This is a genomic window from Streptomyces sp. NPDC002125, from assembly GCF_053593715.1.
In genome coordinates, this window is sequence record NZ_JBSFDD010000013.1 from 157057 (window position 1) to 174299 (window position 17243).

The following is a 17243-nucleotide window of genomic DNA, read 5'->3' on the forward strand; positions in this document are numbered from 1 at the left end:
GCACATGGGCGGCGCGGTACCTGGTTACGATATGTCTCGGCCCAGACGACTTACCCAGGAAAGGGAATCCGCACCTATGCCGGCCGAGACATTCGAGTTCCAGGTAGAAGCGCGTCAGCTCCTGCAGATGATGATCCATTCGATCTACTCGAACAAGGATGTATTCCTGCGGGAGCTCATTTCCAACTCTTCGGACGCGCTTGACAAGCTGCGACTGGAAACTCTCCGCGACGACCAGCTCCAGGCGGATGCGTCCGACCTCCACATCTCGATCGAGGCCGACCAGGAGAAGCGCACGCTGACCGTGCGCGACAACGGCATCGGAATGAATCACGACGAGGTCGTGCAGCTGATCGGTACGATCGCGAATTCCGGTACGGCGAAGTTCGTCCAGGAATTGAAGGAGGCCAAGGACTCCGCGGCTTCCGAGGAGCTCATCGGACAGTTCGGCGTCGGTTTCTATTCGAGCTTCATGGTCGCCGACGAGGTCACCCTGCTGACCCGCCGCGCGGGCGAGGAGACGGGCACGCGCTGGCAGTCCGGCGGCGAGGGCACGTACACCGTCGAGACCGTCGACGACGCCCCGCAGGGCACATCGGTCACGCTGCGGCTCAAGCCCGAGGACACCGAGGACAAGCTCTTCGACTACACCTCGCCGTGGAAGCTCAGGGAAATCGTCAAGCGCTACTCGGACTTCATCACCTGGCCCATCCGCATGGCGGCGGAATCGGGCGAGGAGGGCGCCGAGCCCGGGACCGAGACGGTCAACTCGATGAAGGCGCTGTGGGCCCGGTCGAAGGACTCGGTGACCGACGAGGAGTACAGCGAGCTCTACAAGCACATCAGCCACGACTGGACCGATCCGCTCGAAACCATCCGCATGCAGGCGGAAGGCACTTTCGAATACCAGGCCCTGCTCTTCCTGCCGTCCCACGCGCCGCAGGATCTCTTCATGCAGGACCACAAGCGCGGGGTCCAGCTCTATGTGAAGCGCGTATTCATCATGGATGACTGCGAAGCGCTCATGCCGACGTATCTGCGCTTCGTGAAGGGTGTCGTCGACGCCCAGGATCTCTCGCTCAACGTGTCGCGCGAGATCCTTCAGCAGGACCGCCAGATCGAGATGATGCGGCGCCGCCTGGTCAAGAAGGTCCTCTCGACGGTGAAGGACATGAGGTCCGCCGACGCCGAGAAGTACGCGACGTTCTGGAAGGAATTCGGCCGGGTACTGAAGGAGGGACTGCTCCAGGACTTCGAGAACCGCGACGCGATCCTGGAGATCTCCTCGTTCGCCTCGACGCAGGACGAGGAGGGGCTGACCACCCTTCGCTCGTACGTGGAGCGGATGAAGGAGGGCCAGGAGCAGATCTACTTCATGACGGGCGAGTCGCGTGCCGCCATGGAGAGCTCGCCCCACATGGAGGCCTTCCGGGCCAAGGGCTTCGAGGTCCTCCTGCTGACCGACCCGGTCGACGAGGTGTGGGTCCAGTCCGTGCCGGAGTTCGACGGCAAGCAGCTGCAGTCGATCGCCAAGGGCGAGGTCGACCTGGACACCGACGAGGAGAAGAAGGAGGTCGAGGCCGAGCGCGAGAAGCAGCAGCAGGACTACGCCGGCCTGCTGACCTGGATGACCGAGCAGCTCGGTGAGCACGTGAAGGAGGTGCGGCTCTCCTCGCGGCTGACCGTCTCGCCGGCCTGCATCGTCTCCGACACGCACGATGTCACGCCGGCGCTGGAGAACATGTACCGCGCGATGGGCCAGGAGGTGCCGCACATCAAGCGCATCCTCGAACTCAACCCCTCGCACGCGCTCATCAGCGGCCTGAAGAAGGCACACGCCGCCGGGAGCGGCGAGCAGAAGGACACCACGGAGCTGGCCGAGACCGCGGAGCTGGTCCACGGGCTGGCCCTTCTCTCCGACGGCGGCGAGCTGAGCGATCCGTCGCGGTTCAGCAGGCTGATGGCGGACCGTCTGGAGCGCACGCTCTAGAGGGACGCGCTTCCGCGTACGACTGCGGCCGCCAGGGCTCCTGGCGGCCGCAGTCGTGTGCTGGGGGGCTGCCGCGCGGCGGGGATTGTGAAGGCGGTGGAACGGCTGCCGATTCGAACAGCCGGCAGCCGCCCGAGGTGGCCCGGAGAAGTCACGCAGGGTGCCGGAGAGCTCCGTAACTTCACCATTTTGAGGGCCCGTTGAAGGTTTATCTACGCGCGGAGCATCGTCTACCGAACGATCCTTCGGGCATATCAGACGACTTTCCCCGGGGCCATTACCGCCGGGTACCAGAAGCTGCTACAAACGTGCTCGCCCCACGAACTCCCCACTCGTCCCCCACATTTCGAAGGGCTGGCAGCCGTGTCAGTACGAACGTTCCGGGCATCCATCTGCACCCTGGCGATCGCCGCCGTGGCCGCCATCGGCCTCGCGCAGCCGGCATCCGCCGCGGGCGCCAACTACGTCGCTCTCGGTGACTCCTACTCCTCCGGAGTAGGCGCCGGCAGCTACACCTCCGAGAGCGGTGACTGCAAGCGCAGCACCAACGCCTACCCGTACCTCTGGAGCAACGCGAACGCCCCGGCGTCGTTCAAGTTCGTCGCCTGTTCGGGCGCGACGACGTCGACCGTGTCCAGCGGCCAGCTGAGCGCGCTCAGTTCATCGACCACGCTCGTGAGCGTCACGGCGGGCGGCAACGACGTCGGCTTCGCGGACGTCATGCAGACCTGCGTCCTGCAGAGCGAGGCCACCTGCGTGAGCCGGGTGAACACGGCGATCTCGCAGATCCAGAGCACGCTGCCGGGCCGCCTCGACTCCCTCTACGCGGGCATCAACTCGCGTGCTCCGCAGGCCGATGTGGTGGTGCTGGGCTACCCGCGCTTCTACAAGCTGGCGGGCACCTGCATCGCCGGGCTCACGGAGACCGAGCGGGGGGCGATCAACAACGCGTCGGACGTGCTGAACGGGGTGCTCGCCAAGCGGGCGGCGAACGCCGGGTTCACCTACTCCAGCGTGGTGGACGAGTTCACCGGTCATGAGCTCTGCTCGGGCGACGCCTGGATCCACAGCGTGTCCATCCCGGTCTCCAACTCGTACCACCCCAAGGCCGTGGGGCAGTCGGGCGGATATCTGCCCGCCTTCCGCTCTGCGGTGTAACGCGCGTAGAGCAGTGCATGAGCCCGCCGCGTCCCGCGCGGCGGGCTCATGGGCGCTCCGGGGCTCCTGCGGGCCCTGGGGCCCCGGCGGGCGCTCCGGGGCTCCTGCGGGGCCTGGGCCCCGGCGGCCCCGGGGGGCTCCCCATCGACCTCGTGGGACTCAGTACCGCTCGGTGAGGTGCTCCCGGCCCGCCGGGGGCTCGTAGGGCTCCGGCCAGAAGTCAGTCACCCCGACAATCCGGCCTCGCTCGTCGAACGTGAAGAAGTGGATGGCGTACAGCTCTTCCGGCCCGACGGTGACCAGGGTCCTGGCTGCGGCCTGCAGGCCCTCCGCGTCGGCGACGATCCGCTCGATCCGGGCCTGCCAGTCCCCCGGATACTCCTGGTTGAACCGTGTGTACCGCTCCTTGCCGAGGATGCGCTCCCGGGTCTGCGGCAGGTCGTACACCACGTCGTCGGCGAGTGTGGCGGCGAAGGCGCCCCAGTCACGGGCGTTGGCGGCGGCCCAGTAGGCCTGCACCGCCGCCCGCAGCTCGGCGGCTCCCCATGGCGTACCGTCCCTGCCGGTCGTCTCCGTCATACCCCGAGTGTGGACGGCGCCACTGACAATCGGCCGGGGCCTCGGCCCGGTCAGCCGCTGACCGGCCGTGATGCCTTGACCGAGTACATCATCGGGATGCGTGGGCGGCCGGCCGGGAAGCGGTAGTACCCGTCCTTGTGCCGCTCCAGCGCCTGGTAGCGCGGGAAGAGCGAGGCGTCGTGCTCGTGCAGGAACTCGATCCGCAGCCCGGCGGCCGCCAGCGCCGAGACCACCTCTCCCACCGGATGCTGCCATTCCACGCTGCGGTTGTGGACGGTCACGGCGTCCAGATCGGCGTAGGTGCCCGGCGACTCCTCCACCCAGGCGTCGCGGCTGAAGTAGTCGTAGGTGACCGTCGAGCCGGTCTCGTCGTCGAGGCAGTCGGTCAGCGGATGGAACTCCGCGAGGTAGAGGAATCCGCCGGGTGCCACCAGCGAGGCCGCGGTCTCCGCCCAACGGCCTATGTCGGGAAGCCAGTTCAGCGCACCGAGCCCGGTGTAGACGATGTCGTACGCGGAGTCCGGCACGGCCTCGGCCGCGTCGTACACATCGGCCGCGACGAACGCCGCCCGCTCCGGCCCCAGCCCCAGCGACCCGGCCAGCCCGCGGGCCGTCTCGACGGCCGGCTCGGAGAAGTCGAGGCCCACGACGTGTGCGGCGCCGTGGCGGGCCCAGGAGAGGGTGTCGACGCCGATGTGGCACTGCAGGTGCAGCAGCGTGCGGCCGGTGACGTCGCCGACCTCGGCGAGCTCGAAATCGCGCAGGGCGTCCTGTCCCGCCAGGAAGGCGTCCAGACCGTAGAAGTCGCCGGCCGCGTGGATGGGCACGCGCTCGTCCCAGCGCGCGCGGTTGGTCTCGTGCCAGTCGTCGGGCGTCGATGCGTACATGCGGGAAAGTTACCCACAGGCTGAGGATCCGTGCGAACAGTTATCCACAGGCCGCCCGGTGATGTGGCCACATCGGGTTGGATGGGGTCATGAGCGACACACAGAACGACGCGTTTGTACCGGACCGGGAGCAGGAACCCCCTCGGTGGGAGCAGCGCTTCCGCGCTGCCAGGGTCTCCCTGCCGGACTGGGCCGAGGACGCTCCGGACCGCGCGCTCTTCGTCTCGAACGCCACCGGCACGTACGAGCTGTACGCGTGGGACCGCGGGACCGGGAAGCAGCGCCAGGTGACGGACCGGCCCAACGGGACGACCGACGGGGTGCTCACCCCGGACGGCGAGGCGGTCTGGTGGTTCTCCGACACCGACGGCGACGAGTTCGGCGTGTGGATGCGGCAGCCGTTCGAAGGCGGTGCGGACGAGCCTGCCACCCCCGGTCTGGATCCCTCCTACCCGGCCGGGCTGGCGATCGGCCGGGACGGCACGGCGGTGGTCGGCCGGTCGACGGACGAGGACGGCACGACCGTCCATCTGGTGCGCGCGGGGGCGGAGCCGGTCGAGATCTACCGGCACCGGGAGTCCGCCGGGGTCGGCGATCTCTCGCACGACGGGACCCTGATCGCCCTGGAGCACACGGAGCACGGAGACGCCATGCACTCCGCGCTGCGGGTGGTGCGCCCCGACGGTTCGACGGTGGCCGAGCTGGACGACACCGAGGGCGGCACGAAGGAGCTGGGCCTCTCGGTGCTGGGCTTCGCCCCGGTGGCCGGAGACACCCGGCTGCTGGTCGGTCACCAGCGGCGCGGCCGATGGGAGCCGATGATCTGGGACCCGGTGGCGGGGACGCAGACGGACCTGCCGGTCGATCTGCCCGGAGACGCGGGCGCCGAGTGGTATCCGGACGGATCCGCGCTGCTCATCCAGCACAGCTTCGAGGCCCGCAGCGAGCTGTGGCGGTACGAGCCGGGTGCGGCGGAGCCGGTCAGGGTCGACACCCCGGCCGGGACGGTGTCGGGAGCCACGGCCCGGCCCGACGGCACGGTGGAGTATCTCTGGTCGTCGGCGGCACTGCCGCCGGCCGTCCGCTCCACGTCCGGCGCGGTCGTCCTCGATCCGCCGGGCGCGAAGGCGCCCGCGTCGGTGCCGGTGCGGGACGCGTGGGTGGAGGGCCCCGGCGGCCGTATCCACGCCCTGGTGCAGACACCGGCCACGGGTGAGGGTCCGTTCCCCACGGTCTTCGAGATACACGGCGGGCCCACCTGGCACGACAGCGACGCCTTCGCCTCGGGTCCCGCCGCGTGGGTGGACCACGGTTTCGCGGTCGTCCGGGTCAACTACCGCGGATCGACGGGCTACGGCCGCGCCTGGACGGACGCGCTCAAGCACCGGGTCGGGCTGATCGAGCTGGAGGACGTCGCGGCGGTCCGGGACTGGGCGGTGGAGTCGGGGCTCGCCGACCCGGACCGGCTCGTGCTGGCCGGTGGTTCGTGGGGCGGCTATCTGACCCTGCTCGGCCTCGGCACGCAGCCGGACGCCTGGGCGCTCGGACTGGCGGCCGTCCCCGTCGCCGACTACGTCACGGCTTACCACGACGAGATGGAGGCGCTGAAGGCCCTGGACCGCACGCTCCTGGGAGGGACCCCGGAGGAGGTGCCCGAGCGCTTCGAGGCCTCCTCCCCCCTGACGTACGTGGACGCCGTGCGCGCCCCGGTCTACATCTCGGCCGGCGTCAACGACCCGCGCTGCCCGATCCGCCAGGTGGAGAACTACGTGGACCGCCTCGCGGCCCGCGGCGCCGTCCACGAGGTCTACCGCTACGACGCGGGTCACGGCTCGCTCGTCGTGGAGGAGCGGATCAAACAGGTCCGTCTGGAGCTGGACTTCGTGCTGCGGCATCTGGGGACGGCAGAGGGCGGTCCGGCCGGGGAGGAGACGGCGCCGGAGGCATAAGGAGCGGATAAATGGTGCACCCCGCTCCTTAGGCCGGGAGCGGGGAACCGTACCGTGGAGGGGTGTACCGGTTCCTGCTGACCCCGCGGTGGTGGGGGATCAACCTCTTCGTCGTGCTGGCCATCCCGTTCTGCGTGTTCATGGGCACCTGGCAGCTCGGCCGCTTCGAGGACCGCGTGCAGACGCACGAGGAGGCCGAGGCGCGCCCCGATCCGGGCACCCGCCCCGCGAAGCCGCTCGACGAGCTGCTGCCCGTGAGCACGGAGACCTCCGGCCGCCCGGCGGTGGCGACCGGGACGTACGCCGATCAGTTCCTGGTCCCCGGGCGCAAGCTGGAGGACCGCAGCGGCTTCTACGTGCTGGACCTGCTGCGTACCGACAGCGGCAAGGCGCTGCCCGTCGTCCGGGGCTGGCTCCCCGGCACCCCGGGGGACGCGGAGGTTCCCCCGGCTCCGGCAGGCGAGGTCACCGTGACCGGAGATCTGCAGGCCTCCGAGAACACCGGCACCACCGGCGTCGACCTCAGCGGCGGGCTCCCCGGCGGCCAGCTCGGCATGATCAGCGCCGCTTCCCTGGTCAACCTCGTCCCGTACGACGTGTACGACGCCTGGGTCACCCTGCCCGGGGCGGAGACGGGAGCCACGGGCGAGGGTGGCATGCAGCCGGTGCCCGCCGCGGCGGCGCAGGGCAGCGGGCTCGACCTGAAGGCCTTCCAGAACCTCGGCTACACCGGCGAGTGGTTCGTCTTCGCCGGCTTCGTGCTCTTCATGTGGTTCCGCCTGATGCGCCGCGAGGCGGAAGCCGCACGCGACGTACAGCTGGGGCTCGCGGCCGACGCGGACTGAGGGCCCGGCACGCAGCACGGGGTGCCGGCAGCAACTCCGTCACCAATGGCGAACAGTGGTGAGCGTGCGAGGGTGATCGACAACCGGCGCAGCGGTTCGTTCTGGTTCCGGTTCGAGAGTGCGCGAAGGGCGTATCAGCCGAGGACCGTCGCCAGGATCAGTTCGTCGAAGATGAGATAGGCCAGCAGCGAGAAGGGAATGGCGGCCAGGAGGGCCAGTACGCGTTCCCTGTGCGTGCGGCCCATGAGCAGCGGCACGAGGACCAGAACGGCGAGGCAGGCCCATGCCTGGGGGGCGTAGTGCAGAACCCAGGCGTAGTGGATGGCCTCCCTGCCGAAAACACCAGCGAGGGCGGCAAGGCCGACGACGCGGTGGCGCGGGCTGATACCTCGCGCCCAGGAGCCCGCCACCCCGAACAGGGGACCGGCGACGAACGCCATACCCAGCCAGACGAGGGGAGCGAGCAGAGAGCCCATGCCGTCGCGCGCGACGTCTGCGTAGCCGTAGTAACCAACGACGAGGCCGGACTCGGCGCACAGCCCCGCGACGGCGGCCGCGGGCAGGCTGACCTGCCGGGCCAGCAGCGCGCCCGCGGCGAAGGCGGCGACGGACCAGATCGCGCCGGAGTTGGCGATCTGGTTCCATGCCCCCGGTAGCCAGCCCTGGGCCAGGTTGGTCAGTATGCCGAGAAGGAGTCCTCCGGCGAATGCTGACGCCGTTGCGCGGGCCCAGGCTCTTCCGCTCGTGACGGGCACCGAGGCGGCGGCAGGGGACGCGTTCATGGTGCTCACTATCCGTGTCGAGGGCTGCAAGGCTCACGCCCCGTGGTCCAGTTATCAGGACGCGCGGGGCCGCAAGTGGGTTGCCTCGACCTGCCCGGCCCCGGCTCCCCCGCCGCCCACGGCCTTCGTGCTGAGTCCGTGTGTTCTCGGCCGGGCCACCGAGCAGCCCGCTTCGGGTAACTGCGCACCGCTTCTCGTACCGGCTACGAGGCGCCCAGCACACCTGTGCGGTAGATCGTCCCGGCGCAGGCGTTGGAGATCGTGGTCTCCGCTGTCGGCGCCCCCGCCTCCGGGGTGTGCGTGACCGCGACGCTGCCGTCCGCCGTGCCGCCGTCGGCGCTGCCGAACTGCGGTGCGGCGTCCGTCGTTCCGGTGTCGGCGCCCGCGCCCTCGCTGCCGCCTCCGCCTCCGTCGCCGTCCGTGGGCGTCGGGCTGGGTGAACCGCCGGTGGTCGGGCAGGTGTCCGACGGCACCCAGGCGAAGCGCACCTCGTACGCCATCGACGGCTTCAGCAGCACGGTCCCCGGTTCGAGCGAGGGATCGGGCAACGCGCTCGCGGGGTCGCCCGCCGTGTGCTGGACCACCGAGATCTTCAGCGGGTCCGCGGCGCCGGCGGCCTGGAAGCCGACCGTTCCGTTACTGGTCACCGAGCAGACGTCGCCGGACGCGTTGGAGATCCTGAAGGTCCCGTAGACCGTGCCGTCCGCACCCACCGCGCCCGTCTCGGCGGAGGCGACCCTCAGCTGGCCGGGGTCGCAGGTCGCGGTGGTCGCCGCCACGGAGTCCTGGGCGTCACCGTCGGCGTCCGCCCCGCCGCCCTCGGCGTCCGGGTCCGCACCCTCCGAGGGAGCCACGGAGCTTCCCTCCGTGCCCTTGCCACCGGTGTTGCCGCCCTGCGCGGGGCCCGACGTCTTGCCGCCGTCGGCCTCGGCGCCCGCGTCTTCGCCGCTGCCGCCCTGCGCCTGCTCGCCGTGGCCCGCGATCGCGGGGTTGGCGGTGGCCGAGCCGTCCGAGCTGGCCACGTGGACGAAGGCGGGGACCGCCGTACCGATCAGCAGCGCGGCTGCCGCCGCGCCCACCACACCCTGGCGCCGTCTGGCCCTCCTGGCGGGCACGGCCCGGTGCAGATGGTCCAGCGTCCCGTCCGAGGGTTCGAGGTCCTCGACCGCACCTCGCAGCATGCGGCGCAGCGCGGCCTCGTCCAGGCCGTCGCCGTCATCACCGCCGGGAAAGCCCCCGCCGGGAAAGCCCCCGCCGGAGTCCCCACCGGAGCCACGCCCCGCGGAGCCGCGGCCCTCGGAGACACCGCCGCCACCGAAGAGTTCGGTCAGCGTGCCACCGGCGCCGGAGCCACTGCCGGAGCCCTCACGGGAGGGGACAGCACCGACCCCACCGCCGGCCCCGCCATCGGCCCCGCCATCGGCGCCGACCTCCGTGGCGCCGGTTCCTGAGGCCGCTTCCGCGCCGTCGAGCGCGTCCTCGCCCTGTTTCCGTTCACCGTCCTGCTCCGGATCGGTGTTCGGCATGTCTTCCGGCCCGTGGTTCACAATTCCGTTTCCAGTCCGGTCATCGTCGTGCCTGTGCTCGGGCCCGCTCATGCCTGCGCCTCCATCACGACGCGCAGTGCCGCGATGCCCCGGGAGCCGTACGCCTTCACCGAACCGAGCGATATGCCCAGCGTCTCGGCGACCTGAGCTTCCGTCATGTCCGAGAAGTAGCGCAGCACCAGCACCTCTCGCTGGCGGCGCTGCAGCCCCTTCATGGCCTTGATCAGCGCGTCCCGCTCCAGCTGGTCGTACGCCCCCTCCTCCGCGCTCGCCATGTCGGGCATCGGCTTGGAGAGCAGCTTCAGCCCGAGAATGCGCCGGCGCAGCGCGGAGCGGGAGAGGTTGACGACCGTCTGGCGGAGATACGCGAGGGTCTTCTCCGGATCACGCACGCGGTTGCGCGCCGAGTGGACCCGGATGAACGCCTCCTGCACCACGTCCTCGCAGGACGCGGTGTCGTCCAGCAGAAGGGCCGCCAGGCCCAGCAGCGAACGGTAGTGGGCGCGATAGGTCTCGGTGAGGTGGTCGACCGTGGTTCCTGCCGCCACGGTCTCCTCAGCGCCCTCGCGCTGCGACGGCAGCCGGGTGGGTCGCGCAGCGGGCATGGGCGCGATCACCGGCATACCGCCGGGCGCGCGGGGCCGCCGGAGCGGACGCACCGAAGCGCCTCGCAACGGGCCCACCACTGTGATGTCGAGAACCTCTGCCACGCCAGTTGGACACGCTGCCCCCCGTCAGGGTTGTACGCGTACGGCACCGCGTTCGATGCTGTGCGACATGCCCTCATTCGTACCTGCTCTTCCCCAAATGCCCCGAAAACACAGCCAGCCACGCAAGAAGTGACGGCATAGACGCGCCGTGCACCGCCGGCGGTTGCAGTGGGCCAGGAGATCATCGTCGGACATGACAACGTCCCAGCTCAAGATGTTCAGACCAGCTGATTGCCCACAGGGCGCACACAGATTCTACAAAGAAGGTTCGATCAGACCCGAGTGAATTCCCCGGCCACGGATTCGGCGATCTGGGCCACGTTGAGAGCCGCGCCTTTTCGGAGATTATCTCCGCAGATGAACATCTCGATGGCGTGCGGATCGTCCATCGAACGCCTCACGCGCCCCACCCAGGTGGGATCGGTGCCCACGACGTCGGACGGGGTGGGGAAGTCACCGGCCGCCGGATTGTCGAAGAGCACCACCCCGGGCGCGGTCGCCAGGATCTCGTGCGCCCGGTCCACGGCCACCTCGCTCTCGAAGCGGGCGTGCACGGACATGGAGTGCGTCGCGACGACGGGTACGTACACGCAGGTCGCCGTCACCTTGAGGTCCGGCAGCCCCAGGACCTTCCGGCACTCCTCGCGGATCGCGAGTTCCTCGGAGGACCAGCCGTCCCCGGCGTCGGTGCCGGCCCAGGGCACCACGTTCAGTGCCACCGGGGCGGCGAACGGGCTCTCGTCCCCGTCGCCCAGCGCCCGCCGCACGTCTCCGGGGCGGGTGCCCAGTTCCGTGCCCGCGACCAGGGCGAGCTGTTCGCGGAGCGCGGCGACGCCGTCCCGGCCCGCGGCACTCACCGCCTGGTAGGAGGAGACGATCAGCTCCCGCAGCCCGAATTCGGCGTGCAGCGCGCCGACCGCGACGATCAGCGAGAGTGTCGTGCAGTTCGGGGACGCGACGATGCCGCGCGGCCTCAGCCGCGCGGCATGCGGGTTGATCTCGGGGACGACCAGGGGAACGTCGTCGTCCAGCCGGAAGGCCGCCGAGTCGTCCACGACCACGGCGCCACGGGCGGCCGCGACGGGACCCCACCGGGCGGACACCTCGTCCGGCACCAGGAACAGGGCCACGTCCACCCCGTCGAAGACGTCCTCGGTGAGCGCGAGGACCTCCGCCTCCTCACCGCGTACGACCAGCTTCGTTCCGGCCGCACGCGAGGAGGCGATCAGTCTGACCTCGCCCCAGACGTCCGCGTGCTGCGAGAGGATCTGGAGCATGACGCCGCCGATCGCCCCGGTCGCCCCGACGACCGCGAGCGAAGGGCGGCGCGCGGTCATCGGCCGGTGCCCCCGTAGACGACTGCCTCGTCGGAGTCGCTGTCGAGACCGAAGGCGGTGTGCACGGCGCGCACGGCCTCGTTGACGTCGTCGACACGGGTGACCACGGAGATGCGGATCTCGGACGTCGAGATGAGCTCGATGTTCACGCCGACGTCGGACAGCGCCTCGAAGAAGCCCGCCGTGACACCGGGGTTGGTCTTCATGCCCGCGCCGACGAGCGAGATCTTCGCGATCTGGTCGTCGTAGCGCAGGGACTCGAAGCCGATGCCGGCGCGGTTCCGCTCCAGGGCGTCGATGGCCTTGCGGCCTTCCGACTTGGGCAGGGTGAAGGTGATGTCCGTCAGCCCGGTCGAGGCGGCGGAGACGTTCTGCACCACCATGTCCATGTTGATCTCGGCGTCCGCGATGGTGCGGAAGATCGCTGCGGCCTCGCCCGGCTTGTCGGGCACGCCGACGACCGTGACCTTGGCCTCGGAGACGTCGTGGGCGACTCCGGAGATGATGGCGTGCTCCACCTGCTGGTCCCCTTGCGGCTCGTTGCTGACCCAGGTTCCGCGGAGTCCGGAGAAGGACGAGCGGACGTGGATCGGGATGTTGTAACGGCGTGCGTACTCGACGCAGCGGTGCAGCAGCACCTTGGAGCCGGACGCCGCCAGCTCCAGCATGTCCTCGAAGGAGATCCAGTCGATCTTCTGGGCCTTCTTCACGACCCGGGGGTCGGCGGTGAAGACACCGTCCACATCGGTGTAGATCTCACAGACCTCGGCGTCCAGCGCCGCGGCCAGCGCGACGGCGGTGGTGTCCGACCCGCCGCGGCCGAGGGTGGTGATGTTCTTGCCCTCCTGGCTCACGCCCTGGAACCCGGCGACGATGGCGATGTTGCCCTCGTCGATCGAGGTCCGGATGCGGCCCGGCGTGACATCGATGATGCGCGCTTTGTTGTGGACCGAGTCGGTGATGACACCGGCCTGGCTGCCCGTGAACGACTGGGCCTCGTGGCCCAGGTTTTTGATCGCCATCGCCAGCAGGGCCATGGAGATCCGCTCTCCGGCGGTCAGCAGCATGTCGAACTCACGCCCGGCAGGCATCGGGGATACCTGCTCGGCGAGATCGATCAACTCGTCCGTCGTGTCGCCCATCGCGGACACCACGACAACCACCTGGTTGCCGTTCTTCTTGGCGTCGACGACTCGCTTGGCAACACGCTTGATGCCTTCGGCATCGGCTACGGAGGAGCCTCCGTACTTCTGCACGACAAGGCCCACGTGCGCTCCTCGCTCAATAATGGTGCGGTCGGCTCAGTTTAACGAGCAGCCCGGAATCGACCCGTCGATACCATATGGTGAGATGTCCCGCCCACCACCCGGTACGGCGTGTCGCTCCGAACCGCTCGTACCGGGCTGCTGCCCCACTCTCTCCCGCCGCACGCCTGTTTGTGTCCCAGGACACAGGGGCAACAGGGGCAACAGCAGCCACAGGAGCGGTCCGCCGGCCATGGGGCCCCGAAGGCGCCACCAGGGCCCCAGGGCCGCGGGAGCGCCCGGACGCGGCTACAGAACCGGCCGCAGGCCCAACGGACCCGCGATCTCCTCCGCCATCACACGGCCCGCCTCCTCCGCCAGGTCCCCGTCACCCGGGTCCTGGTCGGTGTCCAGGCCGTCGAGCTCCTGGAGCGGCTGGTTCAGCCGGATGTGGGCGATCAGGGACTGGAGGGCGCGCAGCGCCGCCGAGGCGGTGGAGCCCCAGTTGGAGAAGTACGAGAACTGCCACCACCACATCGCCTCGGCCGTGCGGTCCGCCTCGTAGTGCGCGAGCCCGTGCCCGAGGTCCGTGACCAGGTCGGCCAGGTCGTCGGAGATGCGGTGCGGCACGGGGGGCTTGCGGGGCTCGTACGGGTCGAAGACCTCGGAGTAGACGTCGATCGGCTCCAGGAGCTCAGCGAAGCGCTCGCGCAGCCCGTCGGCGTCCGGCTCGGGGCCCAGGTCCGGCTCGTAGCGCTCGTCCGGGAGGATGTCCTCGTACGCGCCGAGCCTGCCGCCGGCCAGCAGCAGCTGGGAGACCTGGAGGAGCAGGACCGGGACCGCCTCTTCTGGCTCCTCCGCCTTGGAGACCTCGCCGACCGCGACGATGAACGTCTTGATCTGGTCCGCGATCTGGACGGCGAAGTCGTCCGGGTCCTGCGTGACGGAGTTCAGCGTGGCGTCAGACATCGAGGAGACCTCCCGTGGGCACGGTCGCGAACGGTGGGTAGAACATAGCGCCGCCGACCGTAAAGCCACAGTCAGACGTCCGGTCAGACATCGAGCAGCCGCCTCCCCTCGAAGGCGCGGCCGAGGGTGACCTCGTCCGCGTACTCGAGGTCGCCGCCCACCGGGAGGCCGCTGGCCAGGCGCGTGACCCGCAGGCCCATCGGCTTGACCATCCTGGCGAGGTACGTCGCGGTGGCCTCGCCCTCCAGGTTGGGGTCCGTCGCGAGGATCAGCTCCGTGATGGAGCCGTCCGCGAGCCGGGCCAGCAGCTCCCTGATGCGCAGATCGTCGGGGCCGACGCCCTCGATCGGGCTGATCGCGCCGCCGAGCACGTGGTAGCGGCCCCGGAACTCACGGGTCCGCTCGATCGCGACGACGTCCTTCGGCTCCTCGACCACGCAGATGACCGTGCGGTCGCGGCGGGCGTCCCGGCAGATGCCGCACTGCTCCTGCTGCGCCACGTTGCCGCAGACCTCGCAGAAGCGGACCTTGTCCTTGACCTCGAGGAGGGCGTGGGCCAGACGGCGTACGTCGGTGGGCTCGGCCTGGAGGACGTGGAAGGCGATCCGCTGCGCGCTCTTGGGACCGACGCCGGGCAGCCTGCCCAGCTCGTCGATGAGCTCCTGAACCACGCCTTCGTACAACGGAACGCCTTTCCTTTTTCCTGCTCGTACCGTAGCCGGTACGCCCGGACAGCTACAGGGGTCAGAACGGGAGGCCCGGCATGGCGCCGCCGCCCAGACCCTGGGCCAGCGGGCCGAGCTTCTGCTGCTGGAGCTGCTGCGCGTTCTCGTTCGCCGCCTGGACGGCCGCGACCACGAGATCGGCGAGCGTCTCGGTGTCCTCCGGGTCCACGGCGCTCGGGTCGATGACCAGGGCCCGGAGCTCGCCGGACCCGGTCACGGTCGCCTTCACGAGGCCACCGCCCGCCTGTCCCTCGACCTCGGTCCTGGCCAGCTCCTCCTGGGCCGCGGCAAGATCCTGCTGCATCTTCTGGGCCTGCTGGAGCAGCTGCTGCATGTTGGGCTGGCCACCACCGGGAATCACGGTCACTCCTGGCATTTCGACAACGGATTGTTTCGGTATGCCGAGCCTACGTGCTCGCCGGACGCACCGCCCCACCCGCAGGGGACCAACTCTTTCGGGTGAGTTCTGAAAAGCGCCTGGCGTGCTCCTATACCTGACCAGAGGCCGTGCACACCCGGGAATCCCGCGATTTCGACCCCATGGCCCACCATTCGGCGGTAGGAAGAGCATGCGTAGCCGTACCCATACGCACATCAAAGGTAACGCAGAGTTACACGGGTGGGGCCCCGGTCATATGCCGGAGATCCGTCCCATCCGTGACAGAGAACCGTGCCGATCCCGCGTCGAGACGCGCCGAACGCAGAGTGCAGAGGAGTACCCCGGTGAGTCAGCCGGAGATGCAGCCCGAAGGGCCGCCCCGCAAGGAGTCCGGCGCGGGACCCGGTGCTGACACCGGAACCGAACGGTCCGTTTCGCGCTACGGTTCGGGCCCCCGGGACCTGACCGGCCGCGCCTTCCCCCTCGGCGACTGGGGCGAACCCGCCGAACGGCTCGACGAGCTCTACCGCTGGGTCGAGGCCGGCGCCCTGGAGACCGCCGACTGGTATCTCCGCGACCGCGTGCGCAAGCGGCGCACGGCGAGGCTGCTCCGCTTCGGCACCGCGGCCGGGGTGGTCGCGGGCGCGGCCCTCCCGCTGCTCGACCTGACCGGGGAGCTGCACGGGTCGGCGGGCCTGGGCTATCTCTCGCTGCTGCTGGGCGCCGCCTGCATGGCCTGCGACCGGTACTTCGGGCTGACCTCGGGCTGGATAAGGAATCTCGCGACGGCGCAGGCCGTGCAGCGGCGCCTCCAGGTGCTCCAGTTCGACTGGGCCTCCGAGTGCGTGCGGGAGATGCTCGGCCCGACGGAGGGCACGGCCAGCGAGGCCGCGGAGCGGTGCCTGGGAGTGCTGCGCCGGTTCTCGGAGGACATCACCGAGCTGGTCCGCATGGAGACGGCGGACTGGATGGTGGAGTTCCGCGCCGGGCCCGCGCCCATGGGGATGCAGTCGCTGGTGTCCGGCGGGACGGGCGGCCGCCCCGAGCAGGGTTCCGCTCCCGGCCGGCTCACGGTGCCCTCGCTGACCCGGCCGAACATGCCGCGCCAGCGGCCCCCGGAGCCGCCCCGGTGAACGGGGCGGGCCCAGGGGCCCACAGGTCCGGCCGCCGGCCGCTCGTGAGGGAGCCGGCAACCCCCTCGGGCCCGGAGGGCCGCCGGTCAGCTGAAGATGATCCCGGAGGGGCCGCAGGTCAGCTGAAGATGATCATCGAGCCCTGCGCGAGGCTTCGCGTGGCCGCCGCGTGCAGACCCAGCCAGACGTGCCGCTCCCGGGCGAACGGATTGTCGTCGTACAGAACCGGCGCGGCCGGTTCCTCCAGATCGGTCGGCCCGGCGGGCGGGAGCGGCGCGGCCGGCGGGTTGGCCGGGTCGATGCCGATGGACGGCGCGACGAACTCCAGCTCCCGCAGCAGGCCGTGCGAGGAGCCCAGCGGCCCGCCGCCCTCCAGCAGCTGGTCGTCGGAGAGTGGACGGGGGAAGTCCAGCGGGACGTACGCCCCGGCGTGGTCGTAGTGCCAGACCAGGTGCGACTCCTGCGCGCTCTGCTCGAACATCTCCAGCAACTGCTCGTAGTCCCCGCCCAGTTCGTCGACGGGGGTGACGGCGAGTCCGCTCAGCTGGAGCAGGTAGGCGCGGCGCAGGAAGTGCAGCGCGTCATGTCGAAGCCGGCGACCGGGGCGACGTCCCCGGTGAGGCCCGGCATGTAGGCGTAGACGGGTACGGGCGGCAGTCCCGCCTCGGTCAGCGCCTTGTCGTAGACGGCGATCTCTTCGGCGAACGGATTGTCGGGGCTGTGGCACAGCACATCGACGAGGGGGACCAGCCACAGGTCACAGGCCACGAAGTCTCGCTCTCCAACGGGTTCGTGCGGTGGTCGGGACAGCGTAATGCGACCGGGACCCCGCGCACAGGCCACGGGCACGACGTACGGTCGCCCCCGCGCGCCCGGGAGATGCGGTCAGCCGTGGCCGGACCTACGCCGGGACGTACGGTCGCCCTCCTGGCCAGGACCTGCGGCCGGGGGGTTCGGCCAGGACCTGCGGCCGGGAGGTTCCGCCACGACCTGCGGCCGGGAGGTTCGG

At 70.2% G+C, this 17243-nt stretch carries 15 protein-coding genes and 1 pseudogene; 5 read left to right on the forward strand and 11 right to left on the reverse strand.

Translation table 11 applies throughout. The features are described 5' to 3' along the window. Window positions 1-76: 76 nt before the first annotated feature. Window positions 77-1990 carry a molecular chaperone HtpG gene (gene htpG / locus ACWCQM_RS22795; protein WP_450916987.1) on the forward strand — a complete coding sequence of 638 codons (1914 nt, stop codon included), beginning with the start codon at window positions 77-79 and terminating at the stop codon, window positions 1988-1990. A 363-nt stretch (window positions 1991-2353) separates the two neighbouring features. After that, window positions 2354-3148: an SGNH/GDSL hydrolase family protein gene (locus tag ACWCQM_RS22800; protein WP_450916988.1), complete on the forward strand. Its 795-nt coding sequence runs from the start codon at window positions 2354-2356 to the stop codon at window positions 3146-3148. 159 nt (window positions 3149-3307) lie between these two features. On the opposite strand, the gene ACWCQM_RS22805 is transcribed toward ACWCQM_RS22800, so the two are convergent. Then, on the reverse strand, window positions 3308-3727 hold the full coding sequence (locus tag ACWCQM_RS22805; protein ID WP_450916989.1) for a nuclear transport factor 2 family protein: 420 nt from the start codon (window positions 3725-3727) through the stop codon (window positions 3308-3310). Between the two features lie 50 nt (window positions 3728-3777). Then, window positions 3778-4614, reverse strand: coding sequence for a class I SAM-dependent methyltransferase (locus tag ACWCQM_RS22810; protein ID WP_450916990.1), 837 nt, complete (start codon window positions 4612-4614; stop codon window positions 3778-3780). Between the two features lie 89 nt (window positions 4615-4703). Between ACWCQM_RS22810 and ACWCQM_RS22815 the strand changes: the two genes are divergently transcribed. Continuing rightward, entirely contained in the window at window positions 4704-6563 is a 1860-nt protein-coding gene (locus ACWCQM_RS22815) for a S9 family peptidase (protein WP_450916991.1), read from the forward strand. 62 nt (window positions 6564-6625) lie between these two features. Beyond that, window positions 6626-7408 carry an SURF1 family protein gene (locus tag ACWCQM_RS22820; RefSeq protein WP_450916992.1) on the forward strand — a complete coding sequence of 261 codons (783 nt, stop codon included), beginning with the start codon at window positions 6626-6628 and terminating at the stop codon, window positions 7406-7408. 134 nt (window positions 7409-7542) lie between these two features. On the opposite strand, the gene ACWCQM_RS22825 is transcribed toward ACWCQM_RS22820, so the two are convergent. The 8 genes from ACWCQM_RS22825 to ACWCQM_RS22860 all read right to left on the reverse strand — a co-directional run bounded on the left by ACWCQM_RS22825 (window position 7543) and on the right by ACWCQM_RS22860 (window position 15083). After that, window positions 7543-8190, reverse strand: coding sequence for a DUF6518 family protein (locus ACWCQM_RS22825; protein ID WP_450916993.1), 648 nt, complete (start codon window positions 8188-8190; stop codon window positions 7543-7545). A 203-nt stretch (window positions 8191-8393) separates the two neighbouring features. Then, window positions 8394-9788: a hypothetical protein gene (locus ACWCQM_RS22830; protein ID WP_450916994.1), complete on the reverse strand. Its 1395-nt coding sequence runs from the start codon at window positions 9786-9788 to the stop codon at window positions 8394-8396. Then, a complete protein-coding gene (locus tag ACWCQM_RS22835) occupies window positions 9785-10360 on the reverse strand; it encodes a SigE family RNA polymerase sigma factor (RefSeq protein WP_031090798.1) in 576 nt (191 codons plus the stop codon). Before ACWCQM_RS22835 ends, ACWCQM_RS22830 begins: the two co-directional genes overlap by 4 nt. Window positions 10361-10719: 359 nt before the next feature. Continuing rightward, the gene (locus tag ACWCQM_RS22840; protein ID WP_450916995.1) at window positions 10720-11784 is read right to left on the reverse strand and encodes an aspartate-semialdehyde dehydrogenase; all 1065 of its coding nucleotides are present in this window, start codon (window positions 11782-11784) and stop codon (window positions 10720-10722) included. Further along, entirely contained in the window at window positions 11781-13052 is a 1272-nt protein-coding gene (locus ACWCQM_RS22845; RefSeq protein ID WP_450916996.1) for an aspartate kinase, read from the reverse strand. Before ACWCQM_RS22845 ends, ACWCQM_RS22840 begins: the two co-directional genes overlap by 4 nt. 285 nt (window positions 13053-13337) lie before the next feature. Further along, complete coding sequence (locus tag ACWCQM_RS22850) at window positions 13338-13997, reverse strand: DUF5063 domain-containing protein (RefSeq protein WP_073750343.1); 660 nt, start codon at window positions 13995-13997, stop codon at window positions 13338-13340. 83 nt (window positions 13998-14080) lie between these two features. Then, window positions 14081-14680, reverse strand: a complete 600-nt coding sequence (gene recR / locus ACWCQM_RS22855; protein WP_073750344.1) for a recombination mediator RecR — start codon at window positions 14678-14680, stop codon at window positions 14081-14083. Window positions 14681-14741: 61 nt separating this feature from the next. Beyond that, complete coding sequence (locus ACWCQM_RS22860; RefSeq protein ID WP_073750345.1) at window positions 14742-15083, reverse strand: YbaB/EbfC family nucleoid-associated protein; 342 nt, start codon at window positions 15081-15083, stop codon at window positions 14742-14744. Between the two features lie 362 nt (window positions 15084-15445). On the opposite strand from ACWCQM_RS22860, the gene ACWCQM_RS22865 reads away from it, so the two are divergent. After that, complete coding sequence (locus tag ACWCQM_RS22865) at window positions 15446-16234, forward strand: SLATT domain-containing protein (protein WP_450916997.1); 789 nt, start codon at window positions 15446-15448, stop codon at window positions 16232-16234. 118 nt (window positions 16235-16352) lie between these two features. Here the strand turns inward: ACWCQM_RS22865 and ACWCQM_RS22870 are convergent. Beyond that, a pseudogene (locus ACWCQM_RS22870) lies at window positions 16353-17002 on the reverse strand (hypothetical protein). Window positions 17003-17243: the final 241 nt, after the last annotated feature.